This is a genomic window from Streptomyces sp. NPDC093097, from assembly GCF_044754325.1.
Classification (GTDB): Bacteria; Actinomycetota; Actinomycetes; order Streptomycetales; family Streptomycetaceae; genus Streptomyces.
Genome location: NZ_JBIVOW010000003.1, coordinates 92,815 through 111,972, shown reverse-complemented (window position 1 = coordinate 111,972; position 19,158 = coordinate 92,815). Strand labels below are relative to the sequence as shown.

Genomic DNA, 19,158 nt, shown 5'->3' with positions numbered 1-19,158 from the left:
ATGCCGACCGGCCGCCGGGTAAGCCACCGGAGAACCGGCCCGCCGGGCAATCCGACCGAGGAAACCGACCGAGGAAGAGAGGGGCAGCGCATGACCGGCGTCAACGACGACGTACCGGACGGCCGCGAACTGCTGCGCGTCGAGGGGGTGACCAAGGCGTTCCCCGGCGTCCGCGCGCTGGACGGCGTCGACATGAGCCTGCGCGCCGGCGAGGTGCACGTCCTGCTCGGCGAGAACGGGGCGGGCAAGAGCACCCTGATCAAGATGCTCTCCGGCGCCCACCGCCCGGACAGCGGCCGCATCCTCGTCCACCCGGGCACCGGCGGCGCGTCCGACGGGCTCCGCGAGGTGCAGATCCGCTCCGCCCAGGACGCCGAACGGCTCGGCATCGCCACCATCTACCAGGAGTTCAACCTCGTCCCCGGGCTGACCGTCGCCGAGAACATCTTCCTCGGCCGCCAGCCCCGCACCGCGCTCGGCCTGGTCGACAGGAAGACCATGCGGGCCCGCGCCGCCGAACTGCTGCGCCGGGTGCGCCTGGACGTCTCCCCGAACACCCCGGTCGCCGAACTCGGCATCGCCCGGCTCCAGATGGTGGAGATCGCCAAGGCGCTCAGCCTGGACGCCCGCATCCTGATCATGGACGAGCCGACCGCGGTGCTCACCTCCGAGGAGGTGGAGACGCTCTTCGGCATCGTCCGCGAACTGCGCGACGCCGGCGTCGGCATCATCTTCATCACCCACCACCTCGAAGAGATCGGCGCCCTCGGCGACCGGGTCACCGTGCTGCGCGACGGCCGCTCCGTCGACGAGGTGCCCGCCGGCACCGGCGAGGACGAACTGATCCGGCTGATGGTCGGCCGGGACATCGCCGAGCAGTACCCGCGACGCCGCCCCGACGAACCGGGGGCGCCGCTGCTGCGGGTCCGCGGGCTGACCCGGCACGGTGCCAGGGGCAGCGGCGGCGGCCCGGCCCGGCCGGTCTTCGAGGGCGTCGACTTCGAGGTCCGGGCCGGCGAGGTGGTCGGGCTGGCCGGACTGGTCGGCGCCGGCCGCACCGAGGTCGCCCGGGCGGTCTTCGGCGTGGACCGCTACGACGCGGGCACCGTCGAGGTGGCCGGCGAGCGGCTGGCCGCCGGCGACGTCCGGGCCGCGATGCGGGCCGGGCTGGGCCTGGTGCCCGAGGACCGCAAGGGCCAGGGCCTGGTGCTGGACGCCTCGTTGCAGGACAACCTGACGCTGGCCCGGCTCGACCGGGACACCCGCCGCGGGCTGGTCGACCGGCGCGGCCAGCGGCGCGAAGCGGCCGCCGTCGCCGAGCAGTTGAAGGTCCGGATGAGCGGTCTGGGGCAGCACGCCCGCACCCTCTCCGGCGGCAACCAGCAGAAGATCGTCATCGGCAAGTGGCTGCTGGCGCAGACCCGGCTGCTGATCCTGGACGAGCCGACGCGCGGTATCGACGTCGGCGCCAAGGTCGAGATCTACCAGCTCGTCAACGAGCTGACCGCGGCTGGCTGCGGGGTGCTGATGATCTCCAGCGACCTGCCCGAGGTGCTCGGCATGAGCGACCGGGTGCTGGTGATGGCACAGGGCCGGCTGACCGGCGAACTGCCCGCCGACGAGGCCACCCAGGACGCCGTGATGGAGCTGGCGCTCCAGTCCCCGCACGGCGCCCCCGAGGGCACGCACACGAACGAGAGCGCAATGGAGGGCTCCGATGTCCGCTGAGGTGAAGACGGCAGCCGCCCCACGGGCGGCGGACGGGGGCCCGGCCCCGGACGGCTTCGGGCCGTGGTTCTCCCGGGCCGTGCTGCGCAACGGCCCGCTCGGCGGCCTGATCGCCCTGGTCGTGGTGATGGCGGTGCTGTCCGGGGACTTCCTCAACGGGCAGAACCTCCTCAACGTCGGCGTCCAGGCCTCGGTCACCGCGATCCTGGCCTTCGGCGTCACCTTCGTGATCGTCTCGGCCGGCATCGACCTGTCGGTCGGCTCGGTCGCCGCACTGTCCGCCACCGTCGTCGCCTGGGCCGCCACCGGCGAGGGACTGCCGGTCTGGCTCGCGGTGCTGCTCGGCCTCGCGGTCGGCGCGGCGTCCGGACTGCTCTCCGGCGCCCTGGTCGCCTACGGCCGGCTGCCCGCCTTCATCGCCACCCTGGCGATGCTGTCGGTCGGCCGCGGCCTGTCCCTGGTCATCTCCGGCGGCTCGCCGATCCCCTTCCCCGGAGCGGTCAACGCGCTCGGTGACACCCTGGGCGGCTGGCTGCCGGTACCGGTCCTGGTGATGATCGCCATGGGGCTGATCGCCGCGCTGGTCCTGGCTCGCACGTACACCGGCCGCGCGATGTTCGCGATCGGCGGCAACGAGGAGGCGGCCCGCCTCTCCGGCATCGACGTCAAGCGCCGCAAGCTCGTCGTCTACGCGCTGTCCGGGCTGTTCGCCGCCGTCGCCGGCATCGTGCTGGCGGCCCGGCTGACCTCCGCCCAGCCGCAGGCCGCGAGCGGCTACGAACTCGACGCGATCGCCGCCGTCGTCATCGGCGGGGCCAGCCTCTCCGGCGGCTCCGGCAAGGCGTCCGGCACCCTGATCGGCGCGCTGATCCTCGCGGTGCTGCGCAACGGCCTGAACCTGCTGAGCGTCTCCGCCTTCTGGCAGCAGGTCGCCACCGGTCTGGTGATCGCGCTCGCGGTCCTCCTGGACACCCTGCGGCGCCGGAGCGCGCGATGAGACGGCGCACCGCTCTGCTCGGCGCGGCCCTGGCGGCCGGCGCCCTCGCCCTGACCGGCTGCGACCGCGGCGGCGACACCGACCTCGGGCTGGCCCTGTCCACGATGAACAACCCGTTCTTCGTCGGCATCAAGAAAGGCGCGCAGGCCGAGGCGGACGCCCGCGGACTGCACATCAACATCACCGATGCGCAGAACGACCCGATGCAGCAGATCAACCAGATGGAGACCTTCACCAGCCAGCAGGTGAAGGCGGCCATCATCAACCCGGTGGACTCCGACGCCGCCGTCCCGGCCGTCGGCGTCGCCAACCGGGCCGAGGTGCCGGTGATCTCCATCGACCGCGGCGTCAACGGCGGGCAGGTCGGCTCGACCATCGCCTCCGACAACGTCGCCGGCGGCCGGCTCGCCGCGAGGACCCTGGCCGAGGCGCTCGGCGGCAAGGGCGAGGTGGCCTTCCTCGAAGGCCAGCCCGGCACCTCCGCCGCCCGGGAACGCGGCCGGGGTTTCGAGGAGGGCATCAAGCAGTACCCCGGCATCGAAGTCGTCGCCCGGCAGCCCGCGGACTTCGACCGCACCAAGGGCATGGACGTGATGTCCAATATGCTCCAGGCACACCGCGACATCGGCGGGGTGTTCGCCGCCAACGACGAGATGGCGCTCGGCGCCTCCAAGGCGCTGGGGGCGCGCTCCGGCAAGGACGTGAAGGTGGTGGCGTTCGACGGCACCCCGGACGGGGTCCGGGCCGTCCGCGCCGGCACCCTGACCGCCACCGTCGCCCAGCAGCCCGAGCTCCTCGGCAAGCAGGCCGTGGATTGGGCGCTGAAGGCGGCCCGCGGTGAACGGCTGCCGCGGACGGTCAAGGTGCCGGTGGTGCTGGTGACGGCGGCCAACGCGGCCGCGTTCGGCGGCTGACGGTGCCGCCGGTGGGCACCGGGGCGGGCCGACCGCCGCCGGTGCCCACCGGTCGGCGGCAGGCAGGAAGACAGAACGGCAGGCGGCGTATGGACACAAGCGGACGACGCCCGGACAGAGAAGAAGAGGAACGGCGCATGTACGACGTCCTGGTGGTCGGCTCGGCCAACGCGGACCTGACCGTGCGAGTGACAAGGCGGCCCGGCGCGGGGGAGACCGTGCTCGGCACGGACCTGGTCGAGTCGGCCGGCGGCAAGGGCGCCAACCAGGCGGCCGCGGCGGCCCGGATCGGCGGCCGCACCGCCCTGCTGGCCCGGGTCGGCGGGGACGCCTACGGTGAACTGCTGCTGGCCGCCCAGCGCGCCGCGGGCACCGACGTCACCCCCGTCATCGTGGACGAGAGCGCCCGCACCGGCACCGCGATGATCATCGTGGACCCGGACGGCGACAACAGCATCGTCGTCTCGCCGGGCGCCAACGCCGCCCTCACCCCGGACGACGTGGCCGCCGCCAAGGACGTCATCGCGGCCTCCGCGGTGGTCTCCCTGCAACTGGAGATCCCGCTGGAGACCGTGCGGGCGGCCACCGTGGCCGCCGAGGAGGCCGGCACCCGCGTCGTCCTCAACCCCTCCCCGGCGCCGGCGGACCTCGACGGCGAACTCCTGGCCGCGGCCGACCCGTTGGTCGTCAACGAGCACGAGGCCCGGCAGCTGTCCGGCCGCACCGACGGCAGCCCCGCCGAGTGGGCGGCCGCACTGCGCGAGCGCGGCGCCCGCTCGGTCGTGGTGACCCTCGGCGGCGACGGCGCGCTGGTGCTGGACGCCTCCGGCACCACCGCCGTCCCGGGCGTCCGGGTCGAGGCCGTGGACACCACGGGCGCCGGCGACGCCTTCACCGGCGCCCTGGCCACCCGGCTGGCCGCGGGCGCCACCCTCCCCGAGGCGGCCCGCTTCGCCGTACGCGTCGGCGCCGCCGCCGTCACCAAGCCGGGCGCACAGCCGTCGTACCCCACGGCCGACGAACTGGCCCACCTGCCGGAGCCGCCCGAGCAGCCCTGAGACGGGCGGGGCGGGGGAGCCGGGGGCTGAGCCGACCGGGCCGGCGGAGTCGACCGGGTTGACTGAAGCGACCGGGCTTACTGAGCTGGTTGGGTCGGCTGAGGCGACTGGGCCGGACGCGCCGAGCGGGTCGACCGGGCTGGACGATCCAGGCGAGCCGGGTGAGCTGGGCAAGACGTCCGCGGTGAGCGTGCCGCGCGAACCGGGCGAGCCCGACCCCGCCGGCGAGCCCGCCCCCGCGGACGCGGATGAGCCGATGGGCCCGGGGCAGGCGGGGCCGACGACGCGGTGCGGTACGGCGGTTGCCCGCCACCCCGCCCCGCCCCGACGGCCCCGCCCGTACCTCACCGCTCGACTCCCGCGTCCGCCGTGGCCTTCACACCGCTCCCGCCGCCCGTTCCGTCGCCGCCGGGCGCACTGATCCCACCCTCAGCCCAGGCCGCGGTCTCCGCGCCGCCGAGCTCCCGCGGCCCGTACAGCGCGTGCTCGGCACCCGTCGCCAGCGCCCAGTAGCGGTCGCCGTAGGACCAGTGCCACCACTCGGTCGGGTAGTTGACCAGGCCCGCCCCGCGCAGCGCGGCGGCGAGAATCCGCCGGTTGGCGCGGGCCGTGGGCGTCAGGCCCGGTGCGGAGGTGTAGCACGCACCGCCGCTCTCCTCCGGGGACGCGTCGATCGGTGTCCCCATGTCGACCTCGGCGCCGTCCGCCGTGACCAGGGTGAGGTCCACCGCGCCACCCGCGCTGTGCGGGGCGATCTCCGGCGGGGACACAAAACGGCTGGCCGCCCGCTGGATCCGCGCGTCGTCCCAGTCGGGATGGGCGGCCCGGAGTCCGTTCCCGTACCGCGTGAAGTAGTGGCGCTGGAGGGCCGGCGGACGGTAGCCCTCCACGAACCGGAGCCGCAGCCCGTCCGGCAGCGCCTCCTGCGCCGCCAGCAGCCGCCGCACCACCCCCTCCCGCAGCTGCGCGAACGCGCCGCCCTCACCCTCGACTGGCGCCTCGCCCTCGACGTCGCCCACCAGCAGCCCGGGCGCCGCGATGCGCACATCCACCAGCGGCTCGCCGCACTCCCGGACCGGCACCGCGGCCACGGCCGGGTCGGCCATCAGCGTGATCGCGTCCCGGACGTCGCTCAGCACCAGCTCGGCGCCGTCACCGCCCGGCCCCTCGGCGGCCGCTCCCACCCGCTCACCGGACGGCAGCCAGCAGCCGCTGAGCCCCGCGGCCGGCCCGGGGCTTCCGGTCCCGATGCCGTTGGCCAGCAGCACGTGCAGCCCGTACGTGCGCGCCAACTCGCTGTATTGCGCCACCCGTTCCCCCTCGCTGTGGAACGCGCTGGACAGATACACCCGGCAGCCGTCCGCCGCGGCCCGCTCCGGCACCTCGGGGAAGGAGTTGTCGAAGCAGGTGGCGAGCGCGAACCGGATCCCGCCGAGCGTGAACCGACCGTGCTCGGTACCCGGTGCGAACACCGCGCTCTCGGTCTCCGCCAGATGACGCTTGTCATAACGGGTGAGCAGGGAGCCGTCCGGTCCGTAGACGAAGCTCGCGATGGTGGGCTTCGCGCCGTCCCCGGCGCCGCGCCCGGGGCCGTTGACCACCGCCGCGACGCCGGCCGCCCGGCATGCTTCGCGTATCGGCGCCAGCCGGGGGTCGTCCGGCAGCACCGCCAGGCCCGTCGGGTCGGCGGCGATCAGCGGGAGGTCGTAGTGGGTCAGCGCCAGTTCGGCGAAGACCACCAGCCCGGCGCCGCGCTCGGCGGCCTCCGCGATGAGCCCGGCCATCCGCGTGGCGTTGGCGGCGATCTCGCCTGGTACGGAGGGGAATTGTGCGGCAGCAATGATCATGCGCCCATGATGCCCGCCCCGCCCTCCACCCGCGGCGGCCTGTGGATAACTCCCGCCCGCGGCAGCCGCGTTCGGCACGGCGCGTTGCCGGGCCCCGACGCCGAACTCCCGTTGCCCGCCCGGAGCGCGGACCGGACGGTGTGTCCTCACGGCGTGCCGCGCACCGCGCACCGCACGGCAGAAGGGAGTGCGCCGACAGGTCCTGGCCAGGGCCTGCCCGCCCCATCGGACAGGCCCTGAGCCTCCGGTCCGCGGCGGCCTCCGACGCGTCACGCGGTACGCCCCCCGCCCGACGCCGACCCCCGCCTCGCGCACCGCGCCTCCCACGGCCCCCGCCTGCACCTCGGGAACTGCCGGCCACATCCCGCTCTCGTCCACACACCAGCCGGCGCAACTCTCCCCCTGAACTCACCTATCACTCATGACACATGAATAACGGAGGGGTGACGACACTTACCTGCCGTCCGGTATGAGGACCAGAATGCGGCCCGGGGTCCGCACTTCGACGCATGACGCAAGGGAGCGCCGCATATGACCGATCAGCCGCACGCCCATCACGCCACCCGCGACCCCCACCCCGCCCCCGACACCGAGTCCGACCCCGGCGCCGGACCCGGCGCCGGCTCTGCCCCCGACTCGCGGCCCGGCTCCGACTCCGCGTCCGGGGTCAACTCCCCCGACTATTCCGCCGTGGTGGAGCGGGCACTTGGCGCACTCGACCTCGACACCAAGGCCCGACTGCTCTCCGGGCAGGACATGTGGAGCCTGCCGGCGGTGCCCGCCATCGGACTGCGCTCGCTGGTGATGTCGGACGGACCGATCGGGGTCCGTGGCCGGCTGTGGAGCGCGGAGGACCCGTCGGTGGCACTGCCCAGCCCCACCGCCCTGGCCGCCACCTGGGACCCCGAACTCGCCCGCCGCGCCGGCAGGCTGCTCGCCCAGGAGGCCCGCCGCAAGGGCGTGCACGTCCTGCTGGCGCCGACCGTCAACCTGCACCGCTCGCCGCTGGGCGGCCGCCACTTCGAGTGCTATGCCGAGGATCCGCTGCTGACCGGCATGATCGGCGCGGGCTATGTGCGGGGCGTGCAGGAGGGCGGCGTCGGCACCACCGTCAAGCACTTCGTCGGCAACGACGCCGAGACCGACCGCTTCACGGTCGACAACCGGATCGCCCCGCGCCCGCTGCGCGAGCTCTATCTCGCCGCCTTCGAGCACATCGTCACCCACGCCCGCCCCTGGGGCGTCATGACCGCCTACAACCAGGTCAACGGCACGACGATGACCGAACACCACCACCTCGTCACCGAAGTCCTGCGCGGGGAATGGGGCTTCGACGGCTGCAACGTCTCCGACTGGACGGCCGCCCGGCACACCGTCCGGGCCCTGCGCGGTGGCCTGGACGTCGCGATGCCGGGACCCCGCACGGTCTTCGGCGCCCCGCTCGCGGCGGCCGTCCGCGCGGGCCTGCTCGCCGAGACCGAGGTGGACGCCGCGGTGCGCCGGGTACTGGTGCTCGCCGCCCGGACCGGCGCGCTGGACGGGGTGCCGCCCGCGGTGGCCCCGGCCGACGTCCCCCAGGGCATCGACGGGCGGGCCGTCGCCCGCGAGGTGGCCCGCCGCGCCGTCGTCCTGCTGCGCAACGAGCCGCCGGGCCAGGCACCGGAGGAGGATGCCGCTCCGGTGCTGCCGCTCGACGCCGCGGCGCTGCGCCGGGTCGCCGTCATCGGCGCGGCCGCCCGCGACGCCCGGGTGCTCGGCGGCGGCTCCGCCACCGTCTTCCCCGCGCAGATCGTCTCCCCGCTCGCGGGTCTGCGCGCCGCGCTTCCCGACGGCGTTGAGGTGGCCTTCGCGACCGGCGCCGACCCGCGGACCCGTGTCCCGCACGCCCGGGACGGCTTCACCCTGTCCGCCCGCTACCTCGCCGCCGACGGCCGACTGCTCGCCGAGCACCAGCAGTTCGACGGCAGGGTCCAGGCGCTCGGTACCCTCCCCGACGGCGTCACACGGCAGAACCTGCACGCCGTCGAACTCACCGGCAGCTTCACCCCGCGGACCAGCGGCACCCACACCCTGGCGGTGGCCGGCAGCGGGCGGCTCCGGCTGACCCTCGGCGGCACGGTCCTCTTCGACGGAGAGGGGGCCGGGCAGGAGGGCGCCGACCCCTTCGAGGCACTGCTGAACCCCGCCGAACGCCGGATCGGCGCAGACCTCACGGAGGGGGAAGAACTCCCGCTCACCCTGCGGTTCGTACCGCAGAGCCTCGGCCTGGGGGAGGGCGCCGACGCCCTGACCTTCGTCCTCGGACACAGCGAACCGCAGCTCGACGGCGACGCCGAGATCGAGGAGGCGGTCCGCGCGGCCGCCGGCGCGGATGTCGCGATCGTCGTCGTGGCGACCACCGAGGAGGTCGAGTCGGAGGGATTCGACCGCACCGACCTCCGGCTGCCGGGCCGGCAGGACGAGTTGGTCGCCCGGGTCGCCGCCGCCAACCCCCGCACCGTCGTGGTGGTCAACTCCGGCTCCCCGGTGGAACTGCCCTGGCGCGACGAGGTGCCCGCGCTGCTGCTGAGCTGGTTCCCCGGTCAGGAGGCCGGGTCCGCGCTGGCCGATGTCCTGCTCGGCGCCCACGAACCGGGCGGCCGCCTCCCCACCACCTGGCCGGCCCGCCTGGCCGACGCCCCGGTCACCACCGTCACCCCCACCGACGGCACGCTCCACTACACCGAAGGGCCGTTCATCGGCTACCGCGCCTGGCAGCACACCACCACCGCGCCCGCCTACCCCTTCGGCCATGGCCTCGGCTACACCGACTGGGAGTACGAGTGCCTCGACACCACCCCCGACTCCGTCCGGGTCCGCCTGCACAACGCCGGCGCCCGCGCCGGACGCGAGGTCGTGCAGATCTACCTCGCGCCGACCGGCGACACCTCCGCCGAGCCGGAGCGCCCGGCCCGCTGGCTGGTCGGCTTCGCGACCGTCGAGGCGGGCCCCGGCGAGAGCACGGAGACCGAGATCCCGCTGCCGGCACGCGCCTTCGAGGTCTGGTCGGAACCGGACGGCGGCTGGCGCCGGATCCCGGGCACCTACACCGTCGAGGCCGGCCGCAGCAGCGCCGACCTCCGGCTGGCCGCCCAGATCACTGCCGAGTGAGCACCGAGACGTTCCCGCCGCTGGTCCGCGCGGATATTTTGTGCGCCGAGCTCTCGTCCGTGGGGACCGACACCGTGCGGTCCCCGCCGCTGGTGCCCGCGTCGACGGCGTAGCTGCCCTTCGGCACGCGGAGGGTGATGTCGCCGCCGCTGGTGCGGGCCGAGGCGTCGTCGGGCACCGCGTCCAGCGTGGCCTTCACGTCCCCGCCGCTGGTCTTCAGCTTCACGGTGCGGGCCGTGGTGTTCTCGACGGTGATGGTGCCGCCGCTGGTCTCCGCGGCGATTCCGCCGGCGGCACCGCGGACGGTGACGTCCCCGCCGCTGGTGTGCAGGTCGACCGAGGCGTTGCGCGGCAGCAGCACGCGGTAGCCCACCTCGCAGTGATGCCCGATCGAGCAGTCCTCCGAAGTCAGCGTCAACCGGCCGTCGTTGACGGTGTGCGTGGTCTTCGGCTTGGCCTCGTTGTACTTGAACTTCTCGGTCACCTTGACCGGGACGCCGGTGTCCACCGGCACGATCTCGATGTCCCCGCCGTACGTCGTCGCCGACACCGTGCGGATCGTGCCGTCGACGCCGTACGTCTGCTGGGTGGACTTGAGCGGGCCGCCCACCACCAGCGAGCAGCCGGTCGTCAGCAGTGTCAACGCCGCACAGGGCAGGACGAGATGGGCGGCACGGAGACGGGCCATGGTGATTCCCCCGGGGCAGTGGCGAACAATCGGTACGGAGCGAGCGGACCGGTCCGGAACCGCTCGACCTTCATCGTCCTCTCCCCGCACCCCGCACACGTCGCCGCACGGTATGAACTTCCCCCTCCCCGCACGGGATGACCCGCACCGCCGTGCCCTTAGGGGTTCCCCTGAGGCACCTCGGGGGTGGGGTCACCTCATTCCCCTGACGCGGCCTCACTCTTCAGGGGGTTTTCTTTGCGGGTGACCGTCCGGAACGCCAGCTCCGCCAGCTCCTGTTGGCCGCCCAGCCCCGGATGGAACCAGTCCCAGGTGCTCAACTGCTGCCCCGTGAAACGGTAGTCGAAGACCGACCGGTCGAAACGGCACAGCGCGTCCTGGGCGCAGACGTCCGCCAGCGCCGCGTTGTACGCCATCACCCGCTCCCGGACCAGCGCCCGGCGGTCCTGCGCCGGCTTCGCCAGATCGTCCGGGTCGCGCAGCATCGACCCGCAGATGCCCAGCTTCCACACCTGCTTGCCGAGCGGGTTCTTGCGTCCCTCGGACCACAGCCGCAGCAGGTCCGGCACCGCCGCGACGTACACCTGGGTGCGTGGCAGGGCCTTGCGCAGGGCCTTCATGGACCGCTCGAAACCGGTGCGGAAGGCGGCCGGCGCGGTCATGGCGCGGACGTCGCTGCGGCAGGCGTCGTTGGCGCCGATCAGGACCGTGACCAGCTCCGGTTTGCGGGCCGCGGCCTGGGTGATCTGCTGCGGCAGGTCGCTCATCAGGGCGCCGGTCCTGGCGTAGTTCCAGCTGTGGGCGGCCGGCTTCTCCTTCAGCAGCCGCCGGGCCAGGCTGTTCACCTTGGGGCTGGTGCCCGTCGACCAGGAGACCTCCGGACAGTCGGAGAGCACCGTGCAGGCGTCGAAACCGACGGTGATGGAGTCGCCGAGCGCCGCGATCGAGCGGGGGTCCGTCCGCCAGGTCGGCGCCGGTTTCGCGGTGGGCGGCTTGACCGGGGCGCGGCCGTGCGGTGCGGCGCCGTCGCCGCAGGCGGTGAGGGTGGCCAGCAGCGCGCCGGCCGTCGCCGAGGCCAGTGCGGCGCGGGCGGTGAGGCGGTGACGCCGAGGGCGAACGGGCCGAGTGGTCGTCGTCATCCCCTGTCCCCCTCCGGCGTGCGAGTGATATCTCTTCGGTATCGACGGTACGTCACTTCGGGTTCGGCACCGCGCGGTAGTTTTGCCCCGCGCCTGCCGGTCGGTGATCCGAGGCGGTACGTGCAGTCGGCAGAGACAAATTACAACACGTCATTTCCTGTCCCTTTTACGGCAAATTCCGCCCCGTGGTGTTTACTGTAGGTCACCTCGCACGCTGGTACCGAAGTGATCACTGGGGCAGAATGTCGACAGCTGTCCCGGCCGCGACCGGAACGGGCACGAGGCCGCTGGGGAAGGCGAACCTCGATCCGCACGGGAGGTCCCGGTGATGACACGTGGAGTCCTGTACGTCCACTCTGCTCCGCGCGCACTGTGCCAGCACGTCGAATGGGCAGTGGCGGGCGTCCTCGGGGTGCGCGTCAACCTCGACTGGATCCGCCAGCCGGCGTCGCCCGGCACCTGGAGAGCGGAGTTCTCCTGGCAGGGCGAGGCAGGCACCGCCTCCAAGCTCGCCTCCGCGCTGCGCGGCTGGCACCTGCTCCGCTTCGAGGTGACCGCCGAGCCCTGCGCCACCGCCGAGGGCGAGCGCTACAGCTCCACCCCCGACCTGGGCATCTTCCACGCCGTCACCGGCATCCACGGCGACATCCTCATCCCCGAGGACCGGCTGCGCGCCGCCGTGGCCCGCTCCGCGGACGGCGAGACCGAACTCGCCGCCGAGGTCGCCAAGCTGCTCGGCAAGCCCTGGGACGACGAGCTGGAGCCCTTCCGGTACGCCGGGGAGGGCGCCCCCGTCCGCTGGCTGCACCAGGTCGTCTGACGCCCCGCACGCGGCCGTACGGAGCCTTGTGCGGGGCCATCCCGCGACACACGGTGCCCAGTTGACTGCGAGTCCGCTCCAAGCCCTAGCGTGCCGTCATGGCCGACAACAACACTTCCCCCGTCCGCTCCGTCGCCGTCCTCGGCACCGGGATCATGGGTGCCGCGATGGCCCGCAACCTCGCTCGCGCCGGGCTGGACGTCCGCGCCTGGAACCGCACCCGTGCCAAGGCCGAACCGCTGGCCGCCGACGGGGTCCGGGTCGCCGACACCCCGGCCGAGGCGGTGGACGGCGCCGATGCCGTCCTGACCATGCTGCTCGACGGCCCCGCCGCCCTCGACGCCATGGGGCAGGCCGCCCCGCACCTCGCGCCCGGCACTCTCTGGCTCCAGATGAGCACCGTCGGGCCCGCGGCCCTGGAACCGCTCGTCCGCTTCGCCGCCGAACGGGACCTCCGGATCGTCGACGCCCCCGTACTGGGCACCAAGGCGCCTGCCGAGAAGGGGCAGTTGATCGTCCTGGCGGCCGGGCCGCAGGAGCTGCGCGAGCGCGCCGGGCGGGTCTTCGACATCGTGGGGGGCCGCACCCAGTGGGTCGGTGACGACGCCGCGAGCGGTGCCGCCAGCCGTCTCAAGCTCGTCGTCAACAGCTGGGTGCTCACCATCATCGGCGGTACCGGTGAAACCCTGGCGCTCGCCAAGGGGTTGGGCGTCGACCCGCGGGCCTTCCTGGAGGCGATCGCCGGCGGTTCGCTGGACATGCCCTATCTGCGGATGAAGTCGGACCTGCTGCTGGCCGGCAACCTGGAGCCGAGCTTCACGGTCTCCGCGGCGCGCAAGGACACCCGGCTGATCAACGAGGCCGGTGAGGCCGCCGGCGTACGGATGGACCTGGCGGCCGCCACCGCTGAACGCCTGCGCCGGGCCGAGGCGCAGGGCCACGGCGGCGAGGACGGCGTGGCCGCGTACTTCGCCAGCTTCGACGGCTGATCGGCCGTCACCCGGAGCACGAGGGCCCGCCCGGTCGTCCAGACCGGGCGGGCCCTCGAAACGTCTACCCCTTGGGGCCGTGCCTTCAGGCCGTGCGGAAGGCGAGGACCACGTTGTGGCCGCCGAAGCCGAACGAGTCGTTCAGCGCCGCGATCCGGCCCTCGGCCGGCAGCGTCCGGGGCTCGTCGCGGACGATGTCCGCCTCCACCTCGGGGTCGAGGTTCTCGATGTTGATGGTCGGCGGGGCCGTCCGGTGGTACAGCGCCAGGATGGTGGCGACCGTCTCCACGCCGCCCGCGCCGCCCAGGAGGTGACCGGTCATCGACTTGGTGGCGGAGACCGCCATGTGGTCCACGTCGTCGCCGAAGACCTTGCGCAGCGCCTTCAGCTCGGCGAGGTCGCCCTGCGGCGTCGAGGTGGCGTGCGCGTTGACGTGCACGATCTCGGACGCGGCCAGGTCGCTGTTGTCGAGGAGGTTCTGCAGCGCGTGTGCGATGCCGTTGCCGGACGGCTCCGGCTGCACGATGTCGTGGCTGTCGGCGGAGATGCCCTGGCCGACCGCCTCGGCGTAGACCCGGGCGCCGCGCTTGGCGGCGTGCTCGGCCGACTCCAGGACGATCACGCCGGCGCCCTCACCGAGGACGAAGCCGTTGCGCTCGGTGTCGAACGGACGGGAGGCGCCCTGCGGGTCGTCGTTGTTCTTCGACATCGCCATCATGTTGCCGAACGCGGCGATCGGCAGCGGGTGGATGGCCGCCTCCGTACCGCCCGCGACGACGATGTCGGCGCGACCCGTACGGATCATCTCGATGGCGTAGCCGATGGCCTCCGAGCCGGAGGCGCAGGCGCTCACCGGGGTGTGCACACCGGCGCGGGCGTTGACGTCCAGACCGACGTTGGCCGACGGCCCGTTGGGCATCAGCATCGGCACGGTGTGCGGGGAGACCCGGCGGACGCCCTTCTCCCGGAGGATGTCGTACTGGCCCAGGAGCGTGGTCACGCCGCCGATGCCGGAGGCGATGACGGTGCCGAGGCGGTCGGGGTTGACCGAGCCGGCCGGGCCGGCTGCGGTGTCCGGCTCGCCGGCCTTGACGGTGAAGCCGGCGTCCGCCCATGCCTCACGGGCCGCGATCAGCGCGAACTGCGCCGACCGGTCGAGCTTGCGGGCCTGGGCCCGGGGCAGCGTCTCGGCCGGGTCCACCGCCGCCTGCGCGGCGATGCGGACGGGCAGCTCGGCCGCCCATTCCTGTTCCAGGGGGGTCACGCCGGAACGGCCGGCGAGCAGGCCCTCCCAGGTCGTAGCGCTGTCGCCACCCAGCGGTGTGGTTGCGCCGATACCGGTGACGACCACGGTGCGATTGGTCGCGTTCACGGGAATTCTTACTCCACGGGTAGAGGGGTCTGAATCGACGGCGCCACCGCGGGGTGGCGACATGCGCTGCGCCAGATCAGGACTGGTGCTTGAGGATGTAGTCGGTCGCGTCGCCGACGGTCTTGAGGTTCTTGACGTCGTCGTCGGGGATCTTGACGTCGAAGCGCTCTTCGGCGGCGACGACGACCTCGACCATGGACAGCGAGTCGACGTCCAGGTCGTCGGTGAAGGACTTGTCCAGCTGGACGTCCTCGGTGGGGATGCCGGCGATCTCGTTGACGATCTCGGCGAGACCCTTGACGATCTCTTCCTGAGTGGCGGCCATGATGGCGCTCCTTCAAATAGCGGGAAACTGCTTGATGTAACGGTGAAGCGGTGAAGGCCCGCACAGCGGCCGGTACCTCGTGCTCGGTGCCGGACTGCGCAGATCCTGCCTAGGGGAGAGTAACGACCGTCGCGGCGTACACGAGACCCGCCCCGAAGCCGATGACCAGCGCGGTGTCCCCGCTCTTGGCCTGCCCGGTCGCCAGCAGCCGCTCCATGGCGAGCGGAATCGAGGCGGCCGAGGTGTTGCCGGTGGTCTCCACGTCCCGGGCGACCATGACGCTCTCCGGCAGCTTCAGAGTCTTCACCATCGAGTCGATGATCCGCATGTTGGCCTGGTGCGGAATGAAGACGTCCAGGTCGTCCGGGCTGACTCCGGCCTCGTCCAGCGCCTGCTGGGCGACCTTCGCCATCTCGAACACCGCCCACCGGAAGACCGCCTGGCCCTCCTGGGTGATGGCGGGGTAGGGGACCTCCTCAAGGGCGGGCCGCTCCTCCGGTCCGTCGCCACCGGGCTTCGGGGTCGGGCGGTACGCGTCCCAGGGGACGGTCTGCATGATGGTGTCGGACTTGTCGCCCTCCGAGCCCCAGACCGTCGGGCCGATCGCCGGCTCCTTGGACGGGCCCACGATCACCGCGCCGGCGCCGTCGCCGAACAGGAAGGCCGTCGCACGGTCCTTGAGGTTCGTCAGGTCCGAGAGCCGCTCGACGCCGATCACCAGGACGTACTCGGCGGAGCCCTCGGTGATCATCCCCTTGGCCAGCGTCAGCCCGTAGCCGAAGCCGGCGCAGCCCGCGGAGATGTCGAAGGCGGCCGGCTTGCCGGCACCGACGAGGTGCGCGATCCGGGTCGCGATGGCCGGGGTCTGCTTGAAGTGCGAGACGGTGGAGACGACCACCGCGCCGATCTGCTCGGGCGTGATGCCGGCGTCCGCGATGGCCTTGCCGGACGCCTCGACCGCCATGGTCGCGACGGTCTCCTCGGGGCCCGCCCAGTGGCGCGTGGCGATGCCCGACCGCGACCGGATCCACTCGTCGGACGAGTCGATGTGCTTGAGGATCTCCTCGTTGGGCACGACACGGGTCGGGCGGTAGCCGCCGACGCCCATGATCCGCGCGTACGGGGCGCCCTTGGCGGGCTTGATCTTCGAGGTCATGCGCTACGGGCTCCTATTCGGCGGATGCTGCGGCGGCGTTCGCCGTGGTGGCGATCAGCTCACGGGCCGCGTCGAGGTCGGCGGGCGTCTTCAGGGCGAGGGTCCGCACGCCGGGCAGGGCGCGCTTGGCCAGGCCGGTCAGGGTGCCGCCGGGCGCGGCCTCGATGAGCGCGGTGACGCCGAGTTCCTTGAAGGTCTCCATGCACAGGTCCCAGCGCACGGGGTTGGCCACCTGGCCGACCAGGCGCTGCACGACTTCCTGGCCGGAAGTGACCACCCGGCCGTCCTTGTTGGAGACGTAACGGGGGTGCGGGTCGGCCGGGGAGAGTTCGGCGACCGCGGCTTCCAGAGCCGAGACGGCGGGTGCCATGTGGTGAGTATGGAACGCGCCGGCCACCTTCAGCGGCACGACCCGACGGGTGCCCTCGGGCTTGTCCTCGACCAGCGCGGCGATCTGCTCGGCGGTGCCCGCGGCGACGATCTGGCCGGCGCCGTTGACGTTCGCCGGGGTCAGACCGAGCTTCTCCAGGTGCGGCAGGACGACGTCCTCGGAGCCGCCGAGCAGCGCGGCCATGCCGGTCTCGGTGATCGCGGCGGCCTCGGCCATCGCCAGCCCGCGGCGGCGCACCAGGGCCATCGCCTCGCCCTCGGAGAGGGTGCCGGTCAGGGCCGCGGCGGCGAGCTCACCGACGCTGTGGCCGGCCGCCGCACCGACCTTCGCGGCGAGGTCGCCGGCGGTCGGGAAGAGCCGGCGCGCGGAGATCAGGGCGGAGGCCACCAGCAGCGGCTGCGCCACGGCGGTGTCGCGGATCTCCTCTTCGGTGGCCTTGGTGCCGTAGTGGACGAGGTCCAGGTCGATGGCCGCGGACCAATCGCGGAGCTGGTCCTCGACCCCGGGGAGGTCGAGCCAGGGGGTCAGGAAGCCGGGCGTCTGAGCGCCTTGGCCGGGAGCGACGAGTACGAGCACCCTCACACTCTCTCTTGGGGGAGGTCCCGCCCGCCCGTGGGGACAGGGACGAAGAACCATCGGGGGAATTGTTGGCGTTCGACAAAAGTCTAGGGTTGGGCCTCACAGTCAGCGAGACGCCCCAGGATCAGCGCGATACGCAACGTGAAGGCGGAGCGCACATCGGACGGCGACCAGCCGGTGACGTCTGTCACACGTCGCAGCCGATAGCGCACGGTGTTGGGGTGGACGAACAGCATCCGGGCGGCGCCCTCCAGGCTGCTGGCCTGCTCCAGATAGACGCTCAGTGTCTCCAGCAGCGCCGACCCCGCCTCTTCCAGCGGTCTGTAGATCTCCTCCACCAACTGCTCGCGCGCCACCGGGTCCGAGGCCATCGCGCGCTCCGGAAGGAGATCGTCCGCGAGCACCGGGCGGGGGGCGTCCGGCCAGGCGGCGCAGGCCCGCAGTCCGGCGGCCGCGGCCTGCGCGGAGCGGGTCGCGCCGAGCAGGTCGGCGACCACCGGGCCGGCCACCACGGGCCCGGCGGCGTACGGGCCGATCAGCGCCTTGGCCGCCTTGAGCGGATCGTCCGAACCGCCGGCGATCACCACCAGCCGGCTGCCCAGGACGCCGGTCAGCACCTGGAGCTTGGCGTGCCGGGCGGCCCGCCGGATGGCCTCGACGGTCAGCTCGCTGTCACCGTCCGGCGCGGTGCCCAGCACCACGCACACGTGCTCCGGCGCGTTCCAGCCCAGGGCCGCGGCCCGGGAGACCGCGCCCTCGTCGGCCTCCCCGGAGAGCACCGCGTTGACCACCAGGGACTCCAGGCGGGCGTCCCACGCACCGCGCGCCTCGGCGGCCTGGGCGTAGACCTGGGCGGTGGCGAACGCGATCTCCCGGGCGTAGACCAGCAGCGCCTCGCGGAGCACGGACTCGTCGCCCGGCGCCGCGACGTCGTCGATCGCGGCCTCCATGACCTCGATCGTGGTGCGCACCATCTCCACGGTCTGCCGCAGGGTGATCGCCCGGGTCAGCTCGCGCGGGGCCGTCCCGAAGACGTCGGTGCTGATCGCCTGCGGGGTCTCCGGATGCCGGAACCACTCGGTGAACGCGGCGATGCCGGCCTGGGCCACCAGGCCGATCCAGGAGCGGTTCTCCGGCGGCATCGCGCGGTACCACGGCAGCGTGGCGTCCATACGGGAGATCGCCGCGGCGGCCAGTTTGCCGGAGGAGTTCTCCAGCCGCCGGAGGGTCGCGGAGTGTGGGTGCGGGTCGCGCGATGCGGGTTCAGACACGGGACCAAGCCTGCCCTATCGGGATGAGAGGGGGGAGCGCCGGGGCTACGGTGGCCCGATGATTCAGGTGCGCAGGGGCGAGGAACGCTATCGGGGCGGCGCGGCGGACGCCGGCATCGTCTCGCTGCACGCGTTCTCCTTCGGACCCCACTACGACCCCGGCAACCTGCGCTTCGGCGCGCTGATCGCCTGCAACGAGGAGTGCCTGGCGCCGGGCGCCGGCTTCGACGAACACCCGCACCGGGACACCGAGATCGTCACCTGGGTCGTCGAGGGCGAGCTGACCCACCGCGACTCGACGGGCCGTGCCACGACCGTACGCCCCGGGGACCTCCAGCGGCTCAGCTCGGCCGGCGGGGTGCGGCACGTGGAGCGGAACGACGGCACGGTACCGCTGCGCTTCGTGCAGATGTGGCTGACGCCACACGCCCCGGGCGGTGAGCCGGAGTACGAGGTGGTGCGCGAACTCGCCGGGCCCTACGCGCTGCCGCGGGCCGGCGCCACGCTGCACGTGCACCGCCTCGGGGCGGACGGGCGCACCGCTCTCCCGGATGCCGCCCGGGTCCACGTCCATGTCGTGCGGGGCGCGGTACGGCTCGGGGACGAGCACCTCGTGGCCGGGGACGCGGCGCGGATCAGCGACGGGAGCGGGCTGGAGCTGGTGGCACCACAGGGCGCGGAGTGTCTGGTGTGGGAGATGGGGACGGAGCCGGTGTACGGGTGAGCCCGGCCGG

14 protein-coding genes and 1 pseudogene are annotated in these 19,158 nt (G+C 73.2%); 7 read left to right on the top strand and 8 right to left on the bottom strand.

Annotated features, from left to right (window positions below):
• Window positions 1–90: 90 nt before the first annotated feature.
• The 3 genes and pseudogenes from ACIQE0_RS05925 to rbsK all read left to right on the top strand — a co-directional run bounded on the left by ACIQE0_RS05925 (window position 91) and on the right by rbsK (window position 4,697).
• On the top strand, window positions 91–1,728 hold the full coding sequence (locus ACIQE0_RS05925) for a sugar ABC transporter ATP-binding protein (protein WP_402329374.1): 1,638 nt from the start codon (window positions 91–93) through the stop codon (window positions 1,726–1,728).
• A 1-nt stretch (window position 1,729) separates the two neighbouring features.
• Window positions 1,730–3,639 (top strand): annotated as a pseudogene (locus ACIQE0_RS05920) (substrate-binding domain-containing protein).
• Between the two features lie 137 nt (window positions 3,640–3,776).
• On the top strand, window positions 3,777–4,697 hold the full coding sequence (gene rbsK, locus ACIQE0_RS05915) for a ribokinase (protein ID WP_366335774.1): 921 nt from the start codon (window positions 3,777–3,779) through the stop codon (window positions 4,695–4,697).
• A gap of 344 nt (window positions 4,698–5,041) precedes the next feature.
• Here the strand turns inward: rbsK and ACIQE0_RS05910 are convergent, their stop codons facing one another.
• The gene (locus tag ACIQE0_RS05910; protein ID WP_402329372.1) at window positions 5,042–6,544 is read right to left on the bottom strand and encodes a nitrilase-related carbon-nitrogen hydrolase; all 1,503 of its coding nucleotides are present in this window, start codon (window positions 6,542–6,544) and stop codon (window positions 5,042–5,044) included.
• A 531-nt stretch (window positions 6,545–7,075) separates the two neighbouring features.
• On the opposite strand from ACIQE0_RS05910, the gene ACIQE0_RS05905 reads away from it, so the two are divergent.
• Complete coding sequence (locus ACIQE0_RS05905; protein WP_402329370.1) at window positions 7,076–9,694, top strand: beta-glucosidase; 2,619 nt, start codon at window positions 7,076–7,078, stop codon at window positions 9,692–9,694.
• On the opposite strand, the gene ACIQE0_RS05900 is transcribed toward ACIQE0_RS05905, so the two are convergent.
• Together ACIQE0_RS05900 and ACIQE0_RS05895 are read right to left on the bottom strand one after the other, a co-directional pair.
• The gene (locus ACIQE0_RS05900; protein ID WP_366335769.1) at window positions 9,681–10,382 is read right to left on the bottom strand and encodes a DUF4097 family beta strand repeat-containing protein; all 702 of its coding nucleotides are present in this window, start codon (window positions 10,380–10,382) and stop codon (window positions 9,681–9,683) included. The two genes, ACIQE0_RS05905 and ACIQE0_RS05900, sit on opposite strands and share 14 nt — an antisense overlap.
• 197 nt (window positions 10,383–10,579) lie before the next feature.
• A complete protein-coding gene (locus tag ACIQE0_RS05895; protein ID WP_402329368.1) occupies window positions 10,580–11,521 on the bottom strand; it encodes an SGNH/GDSL hydrolase family protein in 942 nt (313 codons plus the stop codon).
• Between the two features lie 325 nt (window positions 11,522–11,846).
• Between ACIQE0_RS05895 and ACIQE0_RS05890 the strand changes: the two genes are divergently transcribed.
• Both ACIQE0_RS05890 and ACIQE0_RS05885 read left to right on the top strand, forming a co-directional pair.
• The gene (locus ACIQE0_RS05890) at window positions 11,847–12,341 is read left to right on the top strand and encodes a DUF3145 domain-containing protein (RefSeq protein ID WP_366335765.1); all 495 of its coding nucleotides are present in this window, start codon (window positions 11,847–11,849) and stop codon (window positions 12,339–12,341) included.
• A 98-nt stretch (window positions 12,342–12,439) separates the two neighbouring features.
• On the top strand, window positions 12,440–13,330 hold the full coding sequence (locus ACIQE0_RS05885; protein ID WP_366335763.1) for an NAD(P)-dependent oxidoreductase: 891 nt from the start codon (window positions 12,440–12,442) through the stop codon (window positions 13,328–13,330).
• 85 nt (window positions 13,331–13,415) lie between these two features.
• Here the strand turns inward: ACIQE0_RS05885 and ACIQE0_RS05880 are convergent, their stop codons facing one another.
• The 5 genes from ACIQE0_RS05880 to ACIQE0_RS05860 form a co-directional block, all read right to left on the bottom strand.
• Window positions 13,416–14,702, bottom strand: coding sequence for a beta-ketoacyl-[acyl-carrier-protein] synthase family protein (locus ACIQE0_RS05880; RefSeq protein ID WP_366335761.1), 1,287 nt, complete (start codon window positions 14,700–14,702; stop codon window positions 13,416–13,418).
• 76 nt (window positions 14,703–14,778) lie between these two features.
• On the bottom strand, window positions 14,779–15,027 hold the full coding sequence (locus tag ACIQE0_RS05875) for an acyl carrier protein (RefSeq protein ID WP_366335759.1): 249 nt from the start codon (window positions 15,025–15,027) through the stop codon (window positions 14,779–14,781).
• Between the two features lie 109 nt (window positions 15,028–15,136).
• Window positions 15,137–16,183, bottom strand: coding sequence for a ketoacyl-ACP synthase III (locus ACIQE0_RS05870; RefSeq protein ID WP_366335758.1), 1,047 nt, complete (start codon window positions 16,181–16,183; stop codon window positions 15,137–15,139).
• A 13-nt stretch (window positions 16,184–16,196) separates the two neighbouring features.
• On the bottom strand, window positions 16,197–17,150 hold the full coding sequence (locus ACIQE0_RS05865; RefSeq protein ID WP_402329365.1) for an ACP S-malonyltransferase: 954 nt from the start codon (window positions 17,148–17,150) through the stop codon (window positions 16,197–16,199).
• A gap of 89 nt (window positions 17,151–17,239) precedes the next feature.
• The gene (locus ACIQE0_RS05860; RefSeq protein ID WP_366335754.1) at window positions 17,240–18,424 is read right to left on the bottom strand and encodes a helix-turn-helix domain-containing protein; all 1,185 of its coding nucleotides are present in this window, start codon (window positions 18,422–18,424) and stop codon (window positions 17,240–17,242) included.
• 58 nt (window positions 18,425–18,482) lie between these two features.
• Between ACIQE0_RS05860 and ACIQE0_RS05855 the strand changes: the two genes are divergently transcribed.
• Complete coding sequence (locus ACIQE0_RS05855) at window positions 18,483–19,148, top strand: pirin family protein (RefSeq protein WP_366335752.1); 666 nt, start codon at window positions 18,483–18,485, stop codon at window positions 19,146–19,148.
• Window positions 19,149–19,158 lie beyond the last annotated feature (10 nt).

Bases quoted from the DNA above. Each gene is read 5' to 3' on its own strand.
- ACIQE0_RS05925 (WP_402329374.1), top strand. From the start codon at position 91: ATGACCGGCGTCAACGACGACGTACCGGACGGCCGCGAACTGCTGCGC.
- rbsK (WP_366335774.1), top strand. From the start codon at position 3,777: ATGTACGACGTCCTGGTGGTCGGCTCGGCCAACGCGGACCTGACCGTG.
- ACIQE0_RS05910 (WP_402329372.1), bottom strand. From the start codon at position 6,544: ATGATCATTGCTGCCGCACAATTCCCCTCCGTACCAGGCGAGATCGCC.
- ACIQE0_RS05905 (WP_402329370.1), top strand. From the start codon at position 7,076: ATGACCGATCAGCCGCACGCCCATCACGCCACCCGCGACCCCCACCCC.
- ACIQE0_RS05900 (WP_366335769.1), bottom strand. From the start codon at position 10,382: ATGGCCCGTCTCCGTGCCGCCCATCTCGTCCTGCCCTGTGCGGCGTTG.
- ACIQE0_RS05895 (WP_402329368.1), bottom strand. From the start codon at position 11,521: ATGACGACGACCACTCGGCCCGTTCGCCCTCGGCGTCACCGCCTCACC.
- ACIQE0_RS05885 (WP_366335763.1), top strand. From the start codon at position 12,440: ATGGCCGACAACAACACTTCCCCCGTCCGCTCCGTCGCCGTCCTCGGC.
- ACIQE0_RS05875 (WP_366335759.1), bottom strand. From the start codon at position 15,027: ATGGCCGCCACTCAGGAAGAGATCGTCAAGGGTCTCGCCGAGATCGTC.
- ACIQE0_RS05870 (WP_366335758.1), bottom strand. From the start codon at position 16,183: ATGACCTCGAAGATCAAGCCCGCCAAGGGCGCCCCGTACGCGCGGATC.
- ACIQE0_RS05855 (WP_366335752.1), top strand. From the start codon at position 18,483: ATGATTCAGGTGCGCAGGGGCGAGGAACGCTATCGGGGCGGCGCGGCG.